Origin of the sequence: Pseudomonas sp. Z18(2022) (genome assembly GCF_036346535.1) — a bacterium.
In the GTDB taxonomy this organism is placed as follows: Bacteria; Pseudomonadota; Gammaproteobacteria; order Pseudomonadales; family Pseudomonadaceae; genus Aquipseudomonas; species Aquipseudomonas yamanorum_A.
Map to the genome: position 1 here is coordinate 171,211 of NZ_JAOTOA010000006.1, position 16,100 is coordinate 187,310.

Below are 16,100 nucleotides of genomic sequence, written 5' to 3' on the forward strand. Positions count from 1 at the left end.
ACTGCAAGCTATTCCAAATTGGAATCAGGCTAATGGAATTCAAACAGCTGCGCAGCTTTGTCGAAGTGATCCACCGGGGAGGTTTTACCCAGGCGGGCAAAACCCTGCACATCAGCCAGTCCGCCGTCAGCAAGCAGGTGGCCCAACTGGAGCAAAGCCTGGGCACACCGCTGCTGGATCGCCTGGGTTCGCAGATTCGTCTGACAGCCGCCGGCCAGGTGGTGCTGCAGCGGGCAGAGGCCATGTTGCGCCAGCAAGCCGAGTTGCTCAGTGAGCTGGATGACTTGAATCAGTTGACCCGTGGCGAGCTGCGCATGGGCCTGCCACAGTTGGGCGGCGACACGCTGTTTGCCGGGCTGTTTGCCGAATACCGGCGGCGCTACCCGAACGTGACCATTCAGTTGCTGGAAGGCGGCAGCCGCAATATCGAGCAGGCGATCTTGAGTGGAGAGCTGGAAGTGGGCGGCAGCCTGATGCCCAGCGACCCGGCATTCGCCTGGCAGGCATTTTGCGATGAGCCGCTGGACGCCCTGCTGCCGATGGACCATCCGCTGGCTGATAACGCGCAGATTCGCCTGGAGGAGTTGGCTGACACACCGTTCCTGATGTACCAGCGCAGCTTTGTATTAAACGACCGCCTGCTACAGGCCTGTCAGCAACTGGGCTTTACCCCGAAGGAAAGCGGGCGCAGCGGCCAGGCGGATTTCCTCGCGGCCCTGGTGGCCGCCGGCCAAGGCGTGGTGCTGCTGCCCAGCGTGGTGGCTCGAGGCCTGGTGCGGCCCGGGGTGGTGCGCCTCACGCTCAAGGCCCCCGACTACCTGCGCTGGGACATTGCCTTTATCTGGCGTGAGGGCGCCTATCTGTCGAAAGCCGCCCAGGCCTGGCTGGCGTTGTTGCGGGAGTTTCCGGTCAACCGCGCAGTGCAGTAACCAGGTCCGCCAGCCAAGGCTCGGCGTCGGCTTCCGGGGTCACGCTTTCGCTGGCATCCAGGCGCAGCATCGGCAGCACTTCGTGCACGCCCAACTCGGCAAACAGCTCGCGCATTTGCTCACCGCCACCGCAGAAGGTGTCGCCATAGCTGGCATCGCCCAGGCCGATCACCGCGCCCGGCAGCCCGCGCCAGGCGGCCGGCAGTTGGTCGCGAATGGTCGAATACAGCGGCTGCAGGTTGTCGGGCAATTCGCCCATGCCGGTGGTAGAGGTCACGGCCAGAAAGGCTTCAGGGGCGAAGCCCTGTACGTCGGCCAGGGTGGCCCGCGGGTTGTGCCAGGCGTCGAAGCCGGCCGCGTTGAGAATACTGGCAGCGTGGCGGGCAACTTCTTCAGCCGTGCCGTACACCGAGCCGGAAAGGATGGCGACTTTCATCAATCTGATCCTGTAGCTGACTAAAAGCCTGGGATATTAACAGCTGGGGCCAGTGGACAGACTACCGGCATGTCTTAAACTGCACATTCCAAGACAAGCCATGGACCGCTCAATGATTAACGCCAAGCTGATGCAACTGGTGATCAACGCTTCCAACGACGGCATCGTGGTTGCCGAGCGGGAAGGCAAGGACAAGCCACTGATCTACGTAAACCCGGCGTTCGAACGCATGACCGGCTACACCCTCGACGAAATCCTCTATCAGGATTGCCGCTTCCTGCAATCGGGCGACCGTGACCAGCCGGGGCTGATGGCGATTCGGGAAGCCCTGGACAGCGGTGGCTCCTGCCGCGAAATCCTGCGCAATTACCGCAAGGACGGCACGCATTTCTGGAATGAGCTGTCGTTATCAACGGTTTACAACCAAGCCGACAAGCAGACCTATTTCGTCGGCGTGCAAAAAGACGTGACGGTACAGGTCAAGGCCCAGCAGCGTGTGGCGCAATTGGAAGCCCAACTGGCAGAACTCAGGGCGGAGCTTGAAGCACTCAAGGCGACGAGCGGATCTAACAAAAACTAGAAAACGCGGTCTTTAGAGAGATAATGGCGTTTTAATACCTCTCCCTTGAGCAAGATCAATGCAACGCGACGCGCTTTTGACGCAGGACGAGCTGGATTTTATTCAGACCATGCACCATAACCCGCAACTCAACGTGCGGGATGCGTCGTCGAGCCTGACGGTCAACGGCGGTGCGCAGATTCGTGATCTGCTCACCCGCCTGGCCGCCCATGACCATGTCACCCTCCAGGCACAATTCGACAACCAGCAAATGACCTTTCCGCTGCAATTGGTGGAAGACGAGTTTCATGCCGTGCATTTGCGCCTGGGTGTGCCGAGTATTTTCGAAGACGGGCCGATGATCCGCCCGTGGCGCCTGGCGCTTGAAGAGCCGGTAGCGCTGGAAAATATCAAGGGGCAGCCCGGTGCACTGTGGGTACACGAGGTGTCGTTCAAGGGATTGCTGGTGGAAATTCGCGGGCGGCTCAAGGCGCCCAAGACCTTTTCGCTGTGGTTCAGCCCGTCCGGCTACGAGCGCATCTCGGTGCGTGGCACCCTGGAGCGGGAAAATGCCCGGGGCCTGTTCGCCTACCGTCTAAGCCAGAATGACGTGGATGAAACCGAGCGCCTGCGCCAGTTCATCCTGCAGCAACACCGCCTGTTTCACCCCGAAGTCCACGCCTGACGTCAGCTATCCAGGTTGCCGCGCAGAAACTGCCGCAGGCGGCGCTGCATCAGTCGCCCTTCATTCCCCAGGCAACCGACGGGCGTACCCTCCAACTGCTCCTGCGCCAGTTCCGACGCATCGCCGGCCAGCAGCAGCGGGCAATCCAGGGTCAAGGCCAGCCGCTCAAGGCGCCGGGGCAATTCGTTGGTAGGCGAGTGATTAGAGAACACCACAAGAGCCTGTGGTTTGGTTTTTTCACAGACAAGGGTCAATTCATCCATCGGCTGCCCCACGGCCAGGACCTTGACCGCCAGCTCGTCACCGCTCATCAGCAGGCCTGCCACCAACAGTTCAAGCTCCCGGCATTCCCCGGCAATGGCCGCCAGCAACACCCGAGGCGCCGCAGTGGCACAGCCTGTCTGCAGGCGTTTCCAGGTGCGGCTACGCAGGAAACCATCAAAGAACAGCCACTCACTGGTTTGGCCAAAAAGCCCCTGGTGCCGCAATAGCTGCTGCCAGAGCGGCATCAGAATGTCCTGGAACACCACCGCGACCGGGTAGGCCGCGTAAATCTGGCCATACAACCGGTCCAGTTGCCGGTCGTCGAAGGCACCGACGGCCGTTCGCAGTTGCTGCTGCCATTGGCTCCATTCCTGCTCGGCGCCGGCTGGTGCGACGGAAGCTGCGTCGACTGGCTGCTCATCGCGGGCAAGGATTTTCCCAACCTTGCTCACCGACACGCCGCGCTCAATCCAGTCCAGGATGCGATGAACGGTCTCGACATCGGTGCGCGAATACAGGCGGTGCCCGCTTTCGGTGCGAATCGGCTGGATCAGCCCGTAACGACGTTCCCAGGCACGCAGCGTGACCGGATTAACGCCTGTCAATCTTGCCACTTCGCGAATAGGGAACAGCTCGCCGGAATCAGCGGGGCCGCCAAACGCAATTTCAGGGAGGGGAGCAGTCATTACGGACATCTGGGCACTGAATCATCGGGGAATGTTGGATCCCATTTAACGCCCATACAACTGTCCGATTCAAGGTCTTCAGTTAACCGACCAGTGCCGCTGGCGTATTTTTTCAAAACAGGAATAATCCTTGCCTGTTTTTTCAACGTGGCTGCTTACCCCGCAGCTTCGTTCGTGCGCCACCTACCCGGCCCAGCGCACCTGATCCTTATGGAGATACACGATGTCTACCTCCCCCGTTACCCTGATGGTTGCGCGCCGCGTGGCCAAGGGTCGTTATGAAGAGTTGATGGCGTGGCTGCGCGAAGGCGAGCAATTGGCCACGGACTTTCCCGGTTACCTGGGCTCCGGCGTGCTTGCACCGCCGCCCAACGATGATGAATTCCAGATTATTTTCCGCTTTGCCGATGAAAAGACCCTGCACGCGTGGGAGTTTTCCGCGTCCCGCAGTGCATGGCTCGGTCGTGGCAGCGAGCTGTTTGCTGCACCGTCTGAGCACCGCGTACGCGGTATAGACGGCTGGTTTGGTGCCGCCGCCGCGCGACCGCCGCGCTGGAAGCAGGCCGTGGCGATCTGGCTGGCATTTTTCCCGGTGTCGCTGCTGTTCAACTTTGGCCTTGAGCCGCTGCTCGGCGAGCTGGGTTTGTTGAGCCGCGTGCTGGTCAGCACCCTCGCGCTCACGCCATTGATGGTTTACTTCTTTATCCCGTTGTCGACCCACCTGCTGGCCGGCTGGCTGCATCCGACCCCGGCCCGGCCAAAGGCCAGCGAAGCCACCGCTTGAGTACAAGGGAGGCCGCTCGCTGGTATAGTTTTAGCCTGCCAGCGACCCGAGCCTCCCATGTCTTCCACTCCCGCCCCGATCCTGATCACCGGTGCCGGCCAACGTGTCGGCCTGCATTGCGCCCAGCGCCTGCTGGACGAAGGGCAGCCGGTGATTTTCAGCTACCGCAGCGAACGCCCCGGCGTGCAGACCTTGCGCGAGCGCGGTGCGATTGGCGTGTTTGCCGATTTCTCCAACGAAGCCGGTATTCTCGCTTTCATCGACGAACTGAAGACCCACACCCAAAGCCTGCGGGCGATCATTCATAATGCCTCGGCCTGGGACGCGGAAACACCCGGCAATGAGAGCAGCGCGTTCATCGACATGTTCAGCGTGCACATGCTTGCGCCGTACCTGATCAACCTGCATTGTGCCCACTTGCTGCAACGCTCCACACCTGCGGATATCGTGCACATCAGCGACGACGTGACCCGCAAGGGCAGCCGCCAGCACATTGCCTACTGCGCCACCAAGGCCGGGCTCGACAGCCTGACCTTGTCGTTTGCTGCGCAGCTTGCACCGGATATCAAGGTGAACGGCATTGCCCCGGCGATGGTGATGTTCAACGAGGGCGACGACGCGGCCTACCGCGCCAAGGTCCTGGCCAAGGCGGCACTGGGCATCGAGCCCGGCCCCGAGGTGATTTACCAGAGTGTGCGTTACCTGCTGGATAACCCGTATGTCACCGGTACCACCCTGACCGTCAACGGCGGGCGGCATATCAAGTAAGCCGTTTGCGAGGATGTTGTATGACTTTATCCCTGCCCCACCACTACCGCGAGATCCTCAAGGGCCTGGGTGAGGACCCGGAGCGCGAAGGCTTGCTCGACACGCCAAAGCGCGCCGCCAAGGCTATGCAATACCTGTGTCATGGTTACGAGCAGAACCTGGAGGAAATCGTCAACGGGGCGCTGTTCGCTTCCGACAACGACGAGATGGTGATCCTCAAGGACATCGAGCTGTATTCGCTGTGCGAGCATCACCTGCTGCCCTTTATCGGCAAGGCGCATGTGGCCTATATTCCGACCGGCAAGGTCCTCGGCCTGTCGAAGCTGGCGCGTATCGTCGACATGTTCGCCCGGCGCCTGCAGATCCAGGAGAACCTGACGCGGGAAATCGCCGACGCCATCCAGCAAGTCACCCAGGCATCCGGCGTGGCGGTGGTGATCGAAGCCAAGCACATGTGCATGATGATGCGCGGTGTCGAAAAACAGAATTCAACCATGAACACCTCGGTGATGCTCGGCGCCTTCCGTGAGTCGAACACCACGCGCATGGAGTTCCTGCAACTGATTGGACGGAGCAAGTAGCAATGCCACAACTTCAGCCAGGCATGGCGCGCATCCGGGTCAAAGACCTGTGCCTGCGCACGTTTATCGGGATCAACGAGGATGAAATCCTCAACAAGCAGGATGTGTTGATCAACCTGACCATCCTGTATGCCGCCCAGGAAGCCGTACGCGACAACGACATCGACCACGCGCTGAACTACCGCACCATCACCAAGGCCATCATCGCCCACGTGGAAGGCAATCGTTTTGCCCTGCTGGAGCGCCTGACCCAGGAAATCCTCGACCTGGTGATGAGCAATGTGTCGGTGCTGTATGCCGAAGTCGAAGTCGACAAACCCCATGCGTTGCGTTTTGCCGAATCGGTGTCGATCACCCTGGCGGCCAGTCGCTAACCCTTACCTTTGCAGTGAGCATCATGAACGATCAACAACGCCTTGAACTCGAAGCCGCCGCCTTCCGCCGGCTGGTGGCCCACCTGGACAGCCGCAAGGATGTGCAGAACATCGACCTGATGAACCTCTCAGGCTTCTGCCGCAACTGCTTGTCCAAGTGGTACAAGGCCGAGGCCGACGAGCGCCACATCGAGCTGAGCCTGGATGACGCCCGTGAAGTGGTGTACGGCATGCCGTACGCCGAGTGGAAAGCCCAATACCAGCAAGAAGCCAGTGCCGAACAGCAAGCGGCATTCGCCAAAGGAAAAACCCATGACTGACCTGAACACCCTGCGCGCCAGCCTCAACAGCGGCGAACACGCCTTCGCCGACACCCTGGCCTTCGTGGCCGCCGGTTACGATTACCAGCCACAGGCCTTCACCAATGGCGGCGTGGAGAATGCCGCCGGGCAGAACGAAGGCTCGTGCAAGACCCTGGGCCTGGCGTTGCTGGAAGGCTTGAGCGACCAGCAAGCGCTGTTGGCGTTTGGCGAGCATTACCGCTCGGTACTGGCCACGCCTGAGGGCAGTGACCATGGCAACATTCGTGCGCTGATCGAGCATGGGTTGGCGGGTGTGAAGTTCACTCAGCAGCCACTGACCCGACGCTGATTCAATTGGATAACCCGGTTTAATGTGGGAGCTGGCTTGCCTGCGATAGCGGTGTGTCAGCCAACGCCGCTATCGCAGGCAAGCCAGCTCCCACAGTGATTGGGTTATCACTTCTGGAATGCGGTGCGGCATAAATCGCGGACATAAAAAAACCGGCCTCGCAGCCGGTTTTTTTGTTTCAGCGGTTTAGAACGAAGCGTCCTTCAAACCGTCGAGGTAACGCTCGGCATCCAGTGCCGCCATGCAGCCCGCGCCGGCGGAGGTGATCGCCTGGCGGTAAACGTGGTCGGCCACGTCACCGGCCGCGAAGATGCCTTCGATGTTGGTGGCAGTCGCGTTGCCTTCACGGCCGCCCTGCACGATCAGGTAACCGTCTTTGGCATCCAGCACGCCTTCGAACAGCGAGGTGTTCGGGGTGTGGCCGATGGCGATGAACACACCGTCAACTTTCAGCTCGTCGAAGCTGCCGTCGTTGTTCTTCAGGCGAGCACCGGTCACGCCCATGTTGTCGCCCAGGACTTCATCCAGGGTGGCGTTGAGCTTGAGGATGATCTTGCCTTCGGCAACGCGGGCATGCAGCTTGTCGATCAGGATCTTCTCGGCGCGGAAAGTCTCGCGGCGGTGAACCAGGGTCACGGTGCTGGCGATGTTGGCCAGGTACAGCGCCTCTTCCACCGCGGTGTTGCCACCACCGACCACAGCCACGGGCTTGTTGCGGTAGAAGAAACCGTCGCAGGTCGCGCAGGCCGAAACGCCCTTGCCCATGAACGCTTCTTCCGACGGCAGGCCCAGGTAACGCGCGCTGGCGCCGGTGGCGATGATCAGCGCGTCACAGGTGTACACGCCGCTGTCGCCGGTCAGGCTGTAAGGCTTTTTCGAGAAGTCGACTGCGTTGATGTGATCAAACACGATTTCGGTTTCGAAACGCTCGGCGTGTTCTTTCATGCGTTCCATCAGCACCGGGCCGGTCAGGCCGTGGACGTCGCCGGGCCAGTTGTCGACTTCGGTGGTGGTGGTCAACTGACCGCCCGCTTGCATGCCGGTGATCAGCAGCGGCTTGAGGTTGGCCCGGGCAGCGTAGACGGCAGCGCTGTAACCGGCAGGGCCGGAACCGAGAATAATCACTCGCGAATGACGGGTATCAGACATGACTCACTCCTATCGACCGCCCGGACTACAGAACGGCTGGAATAAAAAAGGACCGCGAAGCACTTGGGGAAGGCTTGAACTCGCAGATCCTGAAAATAATGGGTGCAGCGTATAGAGGGTGGCAAGATTAAGGAAATACGGAATAACAATCCAGCTCATAGGTGGTCTCTATCCCGTGCCCTCTATTAATCGACACCTTTGTTACCGTTAATGTCGTGATGCGGGCCGTGCTTTCCCGGTCCTCGCAAAGCCGGTAAGGTCGGCGCGTTCGCCCCCATTGCCCGGAGTTACCCATGCCCGCCCCCGTTCTTTCAGGCCCCCAATACCTGCGCGAAGGCCTCAAACTGGTGCTCAGCCCCGGCCTGCGCCTGTTCGTGCTGCTGCCGCTGGCAATCAACCTGATACTGTTCGTCGGGTTGATCTACTTCGCCGGCCATCAGTTCAGCCTGTGGGTCGATACGCTGATGCCGACGCTGCCGAGTTGGCTGAGCTTCCTCAACTATCTGTTGTGGCCTTTGTTCGTGGTGCTGGTGGTGCTGATGGTGTTTTTCACCTTCACCATGCTTGCCAATATCATCGCTGCGCCGTTCAACGGCTTTCTGTCGGAAAAGGTCGAAGTGGTGGTGCGCGGCACCGATGATTTTCCGGCGTTCAGCTGGGGCGAACTGGCGGCCATGGTCCCGCGCACCCTGGCCCGGGAAATGCGCAAACTGGGCTACTTCCTGCCCCGGGCCATCGGCCTGTTTATCCTGTCGTTCATCCCGGTGGTCAACCTGGTGGCCGCGCCATTGTGGCTGCTGTTTGGCGTGTGGATGATGGCGATCCAGTACATCGACTACCCGGCGGATAACCACAAGCTGGGCTGGAACGAAATGCTCGCCTGGCTGCGTCAGAAGCGCTGGCAGAGCATGAGTTTTGGCGGCATCGTTTACCTGGTGCTGCTGGTGCCGGTGGTCAACCTGCTGATGATGCCGGCGGCGGTGGCCGGGGCCACGCTGTTCTGGGTGCGTGAACAAGGCGCCGAGGCTCAGGCCCTTAAAAAGGCCTGAGTCGTCATAAATCCATCATCCAAAAGACACAATGACGACATGGCCCACGCCGACACTGTGGGTCATGACGACAGCTTCGCTCCACATCACCCTGATCACCGAAACCTTCCCGCCAGAGATCAACGGGGTGGCCAATACCCTTGGCCGCCTGTGTGAAGGTTTGCGCGCGCGCGGGCATCAAGTCGAACTGGTTCGCCCGCGCCAGGGCAGCGACCAGAGCCGGCCCAGCGACGACGGCCTGATGCTGTGCCGCGGCTGGCCACTGCCGGGCTACCCGGGCCTGCAATGGGGCCAGTCGTCGATGCACAAGTTGCTGCGGCGCTGGACTCGCCAGCGCCCGGATGTGCTGTATATCGCCACGGAAGGGCCGCTGGGTCTGTCTGCGTTGCGGGCCGCGCGGCGCCTGGGCATCAGCGTGGTGAGTGGCTTCCATACCAACTTCCAGCAGTACTCCAACCAGTACGGCCTGGGCATGCTCAGCCGGATGCTGACCCACTACCTGCGCTGGTTCCATAACCGCTCGACCTTGACCCTGGTACCCAGCGCCAGTCAGCGCCTGGAGCTGGAACGCCGCCATTTCGAGCGCCTGGGCATGCTCGCCCGCGGTGTCGACAGCCAGCTGTTTCACCCGGCCAAACGCGACAATGCGTTGCGGGAAAGTTGGGGGTTGAACAGTGAGCAAACCGCGGTGCTGCACGTGGGCCGCCTGGCACAGGAGAAAAACCTCGGGTTGCTCAAGCGTTGCTTCGAGACATTGCAGGACACTTATCCACTGCGCCAGATGAAACTGATCATTGTCGGTGATGGCCCGCAACGGGCAACGCTGGAAAAGGAACTGCCGGAAGCGATTTTCTGCGGCACCCTGCGCGGTGAAGAGCTGGCCCGGCACTATGCGTCCGGGGATCTGTTCCTGTTCCCCAGCCTCACCGAAACCTTCGGCAACGTAGTGCTGGAAGCCATGGCTTCAGGGTTGGGTGTGGTGGCGTACGACCAGGCGGCCGCGACCCAGCACATTCGCCATGGCTACAGCGGCGTGCTGGCGATGCCGGGAGATGAAGAAGCGTTTTGCGATGCCGCCAATTGGCTGCTGGAAGAGCGCGAGAGCCTGCGGCGGGTGCGGCTCAATGCCCGGCAACACGCCAGCCGTCAGGGTTGGCCGGCGATTGTCGAGCAGTTTGAGCGGCAGTTGCGCGGGGTATGTGGCGAGCAGCCGGTGATTGCAGGGGAATCACGCTTGATCTGACGCAGGTATCCGCGGGCAAGCCCGGCTCCCACATTGGAATGCGATTAGCTGTGGGAGCCGGGCTTGCCCGCGATAGCGTCATACCAGACGCCGCTTACACCAACGTCGTCAACGCCTCACGACTGAACGGCAGGATGTCGCCCTCACGGCCTTCGCGAACCTTCAGCGCCCAATCCGGATCCACCAGCAGCGCACGGCCCACGGCGACCAGATCAAACTCGTCGTTGTTCAGGCGCTCCAGCAGGTTTTCCAGGCTGGCCGGTTGCGCAACCTTGTCGGTGTTGACCATGAACTGCAGGAACTCGCCATCCAGGCCGACGCTGCCCACGGTGATGGTCGGCTTGCCGGTGAGCTTGCGGGTCCAGCCGGCCAGGTTGAGCTCGGAGCCGTCGAATTCCGGCTCCCAGAAACGGCGCGTGGAGCAATGGAAAATATCCACGCCGGCGTCAGACAGCGGCTTGAGGAATTCACCCAGCGCTTCTGGGGTTTGCACCAGGCGCGCGGTGTAGTCCTGCTGCTTCCACTGGGAGAAACGCAGGATGATCGGGAAGTCCGGCCCAACGGCGGCGCGGATGGCCTGGATCAATTCGATGGCGAAACGCGAACGGTTGGCCAGGTCGCCACCGTATTCGTCGGTGCGCTGGTTGGTGCCTTCCCAGAAGAACTGGTCCACCAGGTAGCCGTGGGCGCCGTGGATTTCCACGCCGTCCATGCCGATGCCCTGGGCATCCTTGGCGGCTTGGGCGAAGGCGGCGATCACGTCCTTGATGTCTTGCACGGTCATGCCGTGGACGACGACGTTGCCGTCCTTGAGTTTTTCGGTAGGGCCGTAGGCTGGCACGCTGGCATCCGGCTCGGTGCCGATGCGCCGTACGCTGCCCACGTGCCACAGTTGCGGAACGATCTTGCCGCCTTCGGCGTGCACCGCGTCGACCACTTTCTTCCAGCCGGCCAGGGCGGCTTCGCCATAGAAGTGCGGGACGTTCGGGTAACCGTTGGAAGCCGGGTGACCGACCACGGTGCCTTCGGTGATGATCAGGCCTACGCCGGCAGCGGCGCGGCGGCGGTAGTACTCGATCACTTTGGAATTGGGCACGCCGCCCGGGGAGAATGAACGGGTCATCGGCGCCATGACCACGCGGCTCGGCAGTTGCAGTGCACCGAGCTGGAACGGTTTGAACAAAGCTTGGACAGGCATGGGAGCACTCCATAAGAAAAGGAATTTATGATGTGGATAATATGGAGTGTGCAGCGTGCTGGATAGCACTATTGATCGGGGTGATTAAGGGGTAAAAGCGGGAGGGCATGGGGGGGCTGCTTCGCAGCCCAGCGGGAGCAAGCTCCCTCGCCACAGCAAGCTTCCTTGCCACAGCAAGCGCCCTCACCACAGCAAGCTTCCTTGCCACAGAAGCTCACTCGACAGTGCTGAACGTATCAGTTCAAGGCTTTTTCAATCGCCTGCACGATGGCAGGGTCATCAGGTGGTGTACGCGGGGAGAAACGCGCCAGCACCCGGCCGTCTTTGCCCAGCAGGAATTTTTCAAAGTTCCAGGTGATGTCCCCGGGAAACTCGGCGCCCTCGCCCGCCAGCAAGCGATACAGCTGATGGCGATCGTGGCCATTGACCTCAAGCTTGCTGCCCAAGGGAAAGGTCACGCCGTAATTGAGGCTGCAGAATTCCTGGATTTCTTCTTCGGTACCCGGTTCCTGCCCGGCAAATTGATTGCACGGCAGCCCGAGGACGGTGAAACCCTGGGCTTTGTATTGCTGATAGAGGTTTTCCAGCGCTGCGTACTGTGGGGTCAAACCACATTTGGAGGCGACGTTGACCACCAGCACGACTTGCCCCTTGAAGGGCGCCAGAGGCAGCTCCTGACCATCCAGGGCTTTGAGTTTAAGGTCGTGGAAAGCACTCATGACGAACTCCAGATATCCCATGTTCTTCGTAACGGCCATTCGAGATTACAGCCGCCAAGTCGGCAAGAATAGCCGCCAAATGAAAAAGGCGCCCGAAGGCGCCTTTTTCCAACTGACAGAGCGTCGCTCAGTCAATTAATGGTGGTGACCACCTTCGCCGTGCACGTGGCCGTGGGCCACTTCTTCCTGGGAAGCGTCACGGATAGCGACGATCTTCACCTGGAAGTTCAGGCGCTGGCCAGCCAGCGGGTGGTTGCCGTCGACGGTCACGTCGTCGCCGTCCAGGTCGCGGATGGTGACGATTTGCATCTGGCCGTCCGGAGCGGAAGCATGGAACTGCATGCCCACTTCCAGCTCGTCGACACCTTCGAACATGCTGCGGCTCAGGGTGCTGACCAGTTCGGCAGCGTATTCGCCGTAGGCATCTTCAGGTTCTACGGCAACGGTCAGTTCGTCACCGACCTCTTTGCCTTCCAGGGCCTTTTCCAGGCCCGGGATGATGTTACCTGCACCTTGCAGGTAGACCAGCGGCGCGCCGCCGGCAGAACTGTCGATGACCTCACCAGCGTCGTTGGTCAGGGTATAGTCAATGGAGACAGCCTTATTGGCGGCGATCGGCATGGGGCGAGACCTTTTGCAGAAGAATGAAGAACGGACAAGTCTAAACAAGGATTTGCCCGAAAGCGAACACAACCCGGACGGACGGGGTCGAACAACTGACCCGACGGTCGTCAGATTTCACCAGGACGAAGACCAGCACTGGGTCGTCGAGCTTTCCTGCGGCCACACCCAGCACCTGCGCCACCAGCCGCCCTGGCAATCCCGCGCCTGGGTCACGGACCCGGCGCAACGCCTTGAAAAAATAGGCGAGCCCTTTGCCTGTGGCTGGTGTGCTCAAGGCCCGGTTAGCGATAACCTTAGGGATTGAAATTCGGTTACAGGCCAGACATAGGCCCGGACCCATGCCATGCACCTTTAGAGAATCCGCATGCAGACTTTTTTTATCGCGCCCACCGATTTTGGTGTGGGTCTGACCTCCATCAGCCTTGGGCTGGTGCGCACCCTTGAACGGGCCGGGCTGAAAGTCGGCTTCTTCAAACCGATTGCCCAGCCGCACCCCGGCGACACCGGCCCCGAGCGCTCCACCGAGCTGGTAGCCCGTACCCACGGCCTCAAACCGCCGCAGCCCCTGGGCCTGGCCCACGTAGAGCGGATGCTCGGCGACGGCCAGCTGGATGAGCTGCTGGAAGAAATCATCACCCTTTACCAGCAAGCCGCCGTGGGCAAGGACGTGTTGATCGTCGAAGGCATGGTGCCGACCCGCAGCGCCAGCTACGCCGCCCGGGTCAACCTGCACCTGGCCAAGAGCCTGGACGCCGAGGTGATCCTGGTCTCGGCCCCGGAAAACGAAGTGCTCACCGAACTCTCCGGCCGCGTGGAACTGCAGGCCCAGCTGTTCGGCGGCCCGAAAGATCCAAAAGTGCTGGGGGTGATCCTCAACAAAGTGCGCACCGACGAAAGCATGGAAGCGTTCTCGGCGCGCCTCAAGGAGCATTCGCCGTTGCTGCGCAGCGGCGATTTCCGCCTGCTGGGCTGCATTCCGTACCAACCGGAACTCAACGCCCCGCGCACCCGCGACGTGGCCGACCTGATGGGCGCGCAGATCCTCAACGCCGGTGATTACGAAACCCGGCGCATGACCAAGATCATCATCTGCGCCCGCACCATGCGCAACACCGTGGAACTGCTCAAGCCCGGCGTGCTGGTAGTGACGCCCGGCGACCGCGACGACATCATCCTCGCCGTCAGCCTGGCCGCCATCAACGGCGTGCCGCTGGCCGGCCTGCTGCTGACCAGCGACACCCTGCCCGACCCACGGATCATGGACCTGTGCCGTGGCGCGTTCCAGGCCGGGCTGCCGGTGTTGTCGGTGAGCACCGGCTCCTACGACACTGCCAACCAGCTCAACAGCCTGAACAAGGAAATCCCGATTGATGACCGCGAACGTGCGGAGATCATCACCGATTTCGTCGCCAGCCACCTCGACGCCCGCTGGCTGCACCAACGCTGCGGCACGCCGCGGGAAATGCGCCTGTCGCCGGCGGTGTTCCGCTATCAACTGATCCAGCGCGCCCAGGCCGCCAACAAGCGCATCGTGCTGCCCGAAGGCAGCGAGCCGCTGACCGTGCAGGCCGCCGCCATCTGCCAGGCACGGGGCATTGCCCGTTGCGTGCTGCTGGCCAAGCCGGCAGACGTGGAAGCGGTAGCCCGCGCCCATGGCATCGAGCTGCCCGAAGGCCTGGAGATTCTCGACCCCGACCTGATTCGCCAACGCTACGTCGAGCCCATGGTGGCCCTGCGCAAAACCAAAAGCCTCAACGCGCCGATGGCCGAGCAGCAACTGGAAGACACCGTGGTGATCGCCACCATGATGCTCGCGCTGGATGAAGTCGACGGCCTGGTCTCCGGCGTCATCCACTCCACCGCCAACACCATTCGCCCGGCCTTGCAGTTGATCAAGACCGCGCCGGGCTGCACGTTGGTCTCGTCGGTATTCTTCATGCTGTTCCCGGAGCAAGTGCTGGTGTACGGCGACTGCGTGATGAACCCGCACCCAAGTGCGGCGGAACTGGCGGAAATCGCCCTGCAAAGCGCCGACTCGGCTGCCGCGTTCGGCATCACGCCACGGGTGGCGATGATCAGTTACTCCAGCGGTGACTCCGCCACAGGCGAAGAAGTCGAGAAAGTCCGCGAAGCCACCCTGCTCGCCCACGAAGCCCAAAGCTCGCTGTTGATCGACGGCCCGTTGCAATACGACGCCGCCGCCAACGAAACCGTGGCCCGGCAACTGGCGCCCAACAGCCTGGTGGCGGGCAAGGCCACGGTGTTTGTGTTTCCCGACCTGAACACCGGCAACACCACCCACAAGGCGGTGCAGCGCAGCGCCGATTGCGTGAGCCTGGGGCCAATGCTCCAAGGCCTGCGCAAGCCGGTAAACGACCTGCCCCGCGGGGCGCAGGTGGACGACATTGTGTACACGATCGCATTGACCGCGATTCAAGCCGCCAACCGACCTATGGATGTCTAAATGCTGGATTTTCTACCTGCCGCCGTGCGCGGGGTGATCGCCTCGCTGTTGTTGGCGTTGAACACGATCCTGCTGTGCTCGTTCCTGTTTATCGTGGCGCTGTTCAAGGCGTTGCCGTTTGCCAAGCGCTTCAGCGAATGGCTGATGAACCAGACCCACGAGGCCTGGATCAGCAACAACAAGGCCTGGATGAACCTGGTACGCCGCACCCGCTGGCACTTGAAGGGCCTGGAAGGCCTCGACTATCAGCACTCGTACCTGGTGACCAGCAACCACCAGAGCTGGGTCGATATCATGGTGCTGCAATACGTGCTCAACCGGCGTATTCGCCCGCTGAAGTTCTTCCTCAAGCAAGAGCTTATCTGGGTCCCGGTGATCGGCCTGGCGTGGTGGACACTGGGCTTCCCGTTCATGAAGCGCTACACCAAGGCGTACCTGGAAAAGCACCCGGAGAAGAAAGGCAAGGATCTGGAAACCACCCGCAAGACCTGCGCGAAATTTCGCCACAACCCGGTGGGCATTTTCAACTTTGCCGAGGGCACGCGGTTTACTCCCGGTAAACATGCGCAGCAGAAGTCACCGTTTCGCTACTTGCTCAAGCCCAAGGCGGGCGGCATTGCGTTTGTGCTGGATGCCATGGGCGAGCAGTTGAAGTCGCTGGTGAACGTGACCATTCACTACCCTGGCGGGCGTCCTGGTTATTGGGATTTGCTGTGCGGCAATGTGAAGGACGTGGTCGTGCAGTTTGAGGAAGTGCAGATTCCGGCCGAGTTCATCGGCAAGAATTATGAGCAGGATGGGGAGTATCGGTTGGCGTTCCAGGGTTGGATCAACCGGTTGTGGGAAGAGAAGGATGTGCTTCTCGAACAGCTTCACAAAGACTTCCCAGCCCGCCGCTGATCAACATGTGGATGCAAATTTAATGTGGGAGCTGGCT

The 16,100-nt window shown here is 61.2% G+C and carries 20 protein-coding genes; 14 read left to right on the forward strand and 6 right to left on the reverse strand.

Annotation, left to right across the window (positions count from 1 at the left end):
• Positions 1–32 precede the first annotated feature (32 nt).
• The gene (locus V3W39_RS15800) at positions 33–929 is read left to right on the forward strand and encodes a LysR family transcriptional regulator (protein ID WP_088427075.1); all 897 of its coding nucleotides are present in this window, start codon (positions 33–35) and stop codon (positions 927–929) included.
• Here the strand turns inward: V3W39_RS15800 and V3W39_RS15805 are convergent.
• Positions 910–1,365: a flavodoxin gene (locus V3W39_RS15805; protein WP_330212939.1), complete on the reverse strand. Its 456-nt coding sequence runs from the start codon at positions 1,363–1,365 to the stop codon at positions 910–912. The two genes, V3W39_RS15800 and V3W39_RS15805, sit on opposite strands and share 20 nt — an antisense overlap.
• A gap of 112 nt (positions 1,366–1,477) precedes the next feature.
• Here V3W39_RS15805 and V3W39_RS15810 point away from each other — a divergent pair, with 112 nt between their 5' ends.
• Together V3W39_RS15810 and V3W39_RS15815 are read left to right on the forward strand one after the other, a co-directional pair.
• A complete protein-coding gene (locus tag V3W39_RS15810; protein WP_259197503.1) occupies positions 1,478–1,945 on the forward strand; it encodes a PAS domain-containing protein in 468 nt (155 codons plus the stop codon).
• 58 nt (positions 1,946–2,003) lie between these two features.
• Positions 2,004–2,609: a hypothetical protein gene (locus tag V3W39_RS15815; protein ID WP_177077180.1), complete on the forward strand. Its 606-nt coding sequence runs from the start codon at positions 2,004–2,006 to the stop codon at positions 2,607–2,609.
• Between the two features lie 2 nt (positions 2,610–2,611).
• Here V3W39_RS15815 and V3W39_RS15820 read toward each other — a convergent pair whose 3' ends face one another.
• Positions 2,612–3,568: a MerR family transcriptional regulator gene (locus V3W39_RS15820; RefSeq protein WP_442968404.1), complete on the reverse strand. Its 957-nt coding sequence runs from the start codon at positions 3,566–3,568 to the stop codon at positions 2,612–2,614.
• A 214-nt stretch (positions 3,569–3,782) separates the two neighbouring features.
• Between V3W39_RS15820 and V3W39_RS15825 the strand changes: the two genes are divergently transcribed.
• Genes V3W39_RS15825 through V3W39_RS15850 form a run of 6 tightly spaced genes read left to right on the forward strand, consistent with a single transcriptional unit; the run spans position 3,783 to position 6,717 of the window.
• Complete coding sequence (locus V3W39_RS15825; protein ID WP_177077176.1) at positions 3,783–4,343, forward strand: antibiotic biosynthesis monooxygenase; 561 nt, start codon at positions 3,783–3,785, stop codon at positions 4,341–4,343.
• Positions 4,344–4,400: 57 nt separating this feature from the next.
• Complete coding sequence (gene folM, locus V3W39_RS15830; RefSeq protein WP_259197505.1) at positions 4,401–5,111, forward strand: dihydromonapterin reductase; 711 nt, start codon at positions 4,401–4,403, stop codon at positions 5,109–5,111.
• A 20-nt stretch (positions 5,112–5,131) separates the two neighbouring features.
• Positions 5,132–5,692 carry a GTP cyclohydrolase I FolE gene (folE, locus tag V3W39_RS15835; RefSeq protein ID WP_177026501.1) on the forward strand — a complete coding sequence of 187 codons (561 nt, stop codon included), beginning with the start codon at positions 5,132–5,134 and terminating at the stop codon, positions 5,690–5,692.
• 2 nt (positions 5,693–5,694) lie between these two features.
• Complete coding sequence (gene folX / locus V3W39_RS15840) at positions 5,695–6,066, forward strand: dihydroneopterin triphosphate 2'-epimerase (protein WP_177077171.1); 372 nt, start codon at positions 5,695–5,697, stop codon at positions 6,064–6,066.
• A 23-nt stretch (positions 6,067–6,089) separates the two neighbouring features.
• A complete protein-coding gene (locus tag V3W39_RS15845; RefSeq protein ID WP_063033096.1) occupies positions 6,090–6,386 on the forward strand; it encodes a DUF1244 domain-containing protein in 297 nt (98 codons plus the stop codon).
• Complete coding sequence (locus tag V3W39_RS15850; RefSeq protein ID WP_177048128.1) at positions 6,379–6,717, forward strand: HopJ type III effector protein; 339 nt, start codon at positions 6,379–6,381, stop codon at positions 6,715–6,717. Before V3W39_RS15845 ends, V3W39_RS15850 begins: the two co-directional genes overlap by 8 nt.
• Before the next feature lie 186 nt (positions 6,718–6,903).
• On the opposite strand, the gene trxB is transcribed toward V3W39_RS15850, so the two are convergent.
• Entirely contained in the window at positions 6,904–7,866 is a 963-nt protein-coding gene (trxB, locus tag V3W39_RS15855; protein WP_177048130.1) for a thioredoxin-disulfide reductase, read from the reverse strand.
• 293 nt (positions 7,867–8,159) lie between these two features.
• Between trxB and cysZ the strand changes: the two genes are divergently transcribed.
• Positions 8,160–8,915 (forward strand): sulfate transporter CysZ, encoded by a 756-nt coding sequence (gene cysZ, locus V3W39_RS15860; RefSeq protein ID WP_177048132.1) that lies wholly within the window; start codon positions 8,160–8,162, stop codon positions 8,913–8,915.
• Positions 8,916–8,979: 64 nt separating this feature from the next.
• A complete protein-coding gene (locus V3W39_RS15865) occupies positions 8,980–10,158 on the forward strand; it encodes a glycosyltransferase family 4 protein (protein WP_330212941.1) in 1,179 nt (392 codons plus the stop codon).
• Between the two features lie 94 nt (positions 10,159–10,252).
• Here the strand turns inward: V3W39_RS15865 and V3W39_RS15870 are convergent, their stop codons facing one another.
• The 3 genes from V3W39_RS15870 to V3W39_RS15880 form a co-directional block, all read right to left on the reverse strand.
• Complete coding sequence (locus V3W39_RS15870; RefSeq protein WP_330212942.1) at positions 10,253–11,356, reverse strand: NADH:flavin oxidoreductase; 1,104 nt, start codon at positions 11,354–11,356, stop codon at positions 10,253–10,255.
• A gap of 236 nt (positions 11,357–11,592) precedes the next feature.
• Positions 11,593–12,075, reverse strand: coding sequence for a glutathione peroxidase (locus tag V3W39_RS15875; RefSeq protein WP_177048139.1), 483 nt, complete (start codon positions 12,073–12,075; stop codon positions 11,593–11,595).
• Between the two features lie 135 nt (positions 12,076–12,210).
• Positions 12,211–12,696 (reverse strand): FKBP-type peptidyl-prolyl cis-trans isomerase, encoded by a 486-nt coding sequence (locus V3W39_RS15880; protein WP_003208457.1) that lies wholly within the window; start codon positions 12,694–12,696, stop codon positions 12,211–12,213.
• Between V3W39_RS15880 and V3W39_RS15885 the strand changes: the two genes are divergently transcribed.
• From V3W39_RS15885 to V3W39_RS15895, 3 genes are read left to right on the forward strand one after another with little or no spacing between them, the layout of a single operon-like run.
• Positions 12,665–13,003: a DUF3565 domain-containing protein gene (locus V3W39_RS15885; protein WP_177077163.1), complete on the forward strand. Its 339-nt coding sequence runs from the start codon at positions 12,665–12,667 to the stop codon at positions 13,001–13,003. The two genes, V3W39_RS15880 and V3W39_RS15885, sit on opposite strands and share 32 nt — an antisense overlap.
• A gap of 60 nt (positions 13,004–13,063) precedes the next feature.
• Positions 13,064–15,163: a phosphate acetyltransferase gene (gene pta, locus V3W39_RS15890; RefSeq protein ID WP_017476010.1), complete on the forward strand. Its 2,100-nt coding sequence runs from the start codon at positions 13,064–13,066 to the stop codon at positions 15,161–15,163.
• A complete protein-coding gene (locus V3W39_RS15895) occupies positions 15,164–16,063 on the forward strand; it encodes an acyltransferase (RefSeq protein WP_330212943.1) in 900 nt (299 codons plus the stop codon).
• Positions 16,064–16,100: the final 37 nt, after the last annotated feature.

Coding starts and splice junctions, on each gene's coding strand:
- V3W39_RS15800 (WP_088427075.1), top strand. CDS start 33: ATGGAATTCAAACAGCTGCGCAGCTTTGTCGAAGTGATCCACCGGGGA.
- V3W39_RS15805 (WP_330212939.1), bottom strand. CDS start 1,365: ATGAAAGTCGCCATCCTTTCCGGCTCGGTGTACGGCACGGCTGAAGAA.
- V3W39_RS15810 (WP_259197503.1), top strand. CDS start 1,478: ATGATTAACGCCAAGCTGATGCAACTGGTGATCAACGCTTCCAACGAC.
- V3W39_RS15815 (WP_177077180.1), top strand. CDS start 2,004: ATGCAACGCGACGCGCTTTTGACGCAGGACGAGCTGGATTTTATTCAG.
- V3W39_RS15820 (WP_442968404.1), bottom strand. CDS start 3,568: ATGTCCGTAATGACTGCTCCCCTCCCTGAAATTGCGTTTGGCGGCCCC.
- V3W39_RS15825 (WP_177077176.1), top strand. CDS start 3,783: ATGTCTACCTCCCCCGTTACCCTGATGGTTGCGCGCCGCGTGGCCAAG.
- folM (WP_259197505.1), top strand. CDS start 4,401: ATGTCTTCCACTCCCGCCCCGATCCTGATCACCGGTGCCGGCCAACGT.
- folE (WP_177026501.1), top strand. CDS start 5,132: ATGACTTTATCCCTGCCCCACCACTACCGCGAGATCCTCAAGGGCCTG.
- folX (WP_177077171.1), top strand. CDS start 5,695: ATGCCACAACTTCAGCCAGGCATGGCGCGCATCCGGGTCAAAGACCTG.
- V3W39_RS15845 (WP_063033096.1), top strand. CDS start 6,090: ATGAACGATCAACAACGCCTTGAACTCGAAGCCGCCGCCTTCCGCCGG.
- V3W39_RS15850 (WP_177048128.1), top strand. CDS start 6,379: ATGACTGACCTGAACACCCTGCGCGCCAGCCTCAACAGCGGCGAACAC.
- trxB (WP_177048130.1), bottom strand. CDS start 7,866: ATGTCTGATACCCGTCATTCGCGAGTGATTATTCTCGGTTCCGGCCCT.
- cysZ (WP_177048132.1), top strand. CDS start 8,160: ATGCCCGCCCCCGTTCTTTCAGGCCCCCAATACCTGCGCGAAGGCCTC.
- V3W39_RS15865 (WP_330212941.1), top strand. CDS start 8,980: ATGACGACAGCTTCGCTCCACATCACCCTGATCACCGAAACCTTCCCG.
- V3W39_RS15870 (WP_330212942.1), bottom strand. CDS start 11,356: ATGCCTGTCCAAGCTTTGTTCAAACCGTTCCAGCTCGGTGCACTGCAA.
- V3W39_RS15875 (WP_177048139.1), bottom strand. CDS start 12,075: ATGAGTGCTTTCCACGACCTTAAACTCAAAGCCCTGGATGGTCAGGAG.
- V3W39_RS15885 (WP_177077163.1), top strand. CDS start 12,665: ATGGAGACAGCCTTATTGGCGGCGATCGGCATGGGGCGAGACCTTTTG.
- V3W39_RS15880 (WP_003208457.1), bottom strand. CDS start 12,696: ATGCCGATCGCCGCCAATAAGGCTGTCTCCATTGACTATACCCTGACC.
- pta (WP_017476010.1), top strand. CDS start 13,064: ATGCAGACTTTTTTTATCGCGCCCACCGATTTTGGTGTGGGTCTGACC.
- V3W39_RS15895 (WP_330212943.1), top strand. CDS start 15,164: ATGCTGGATTTTCTACCTGCCGCCGTGCGCGGGGTGATCGCCTCGCTG.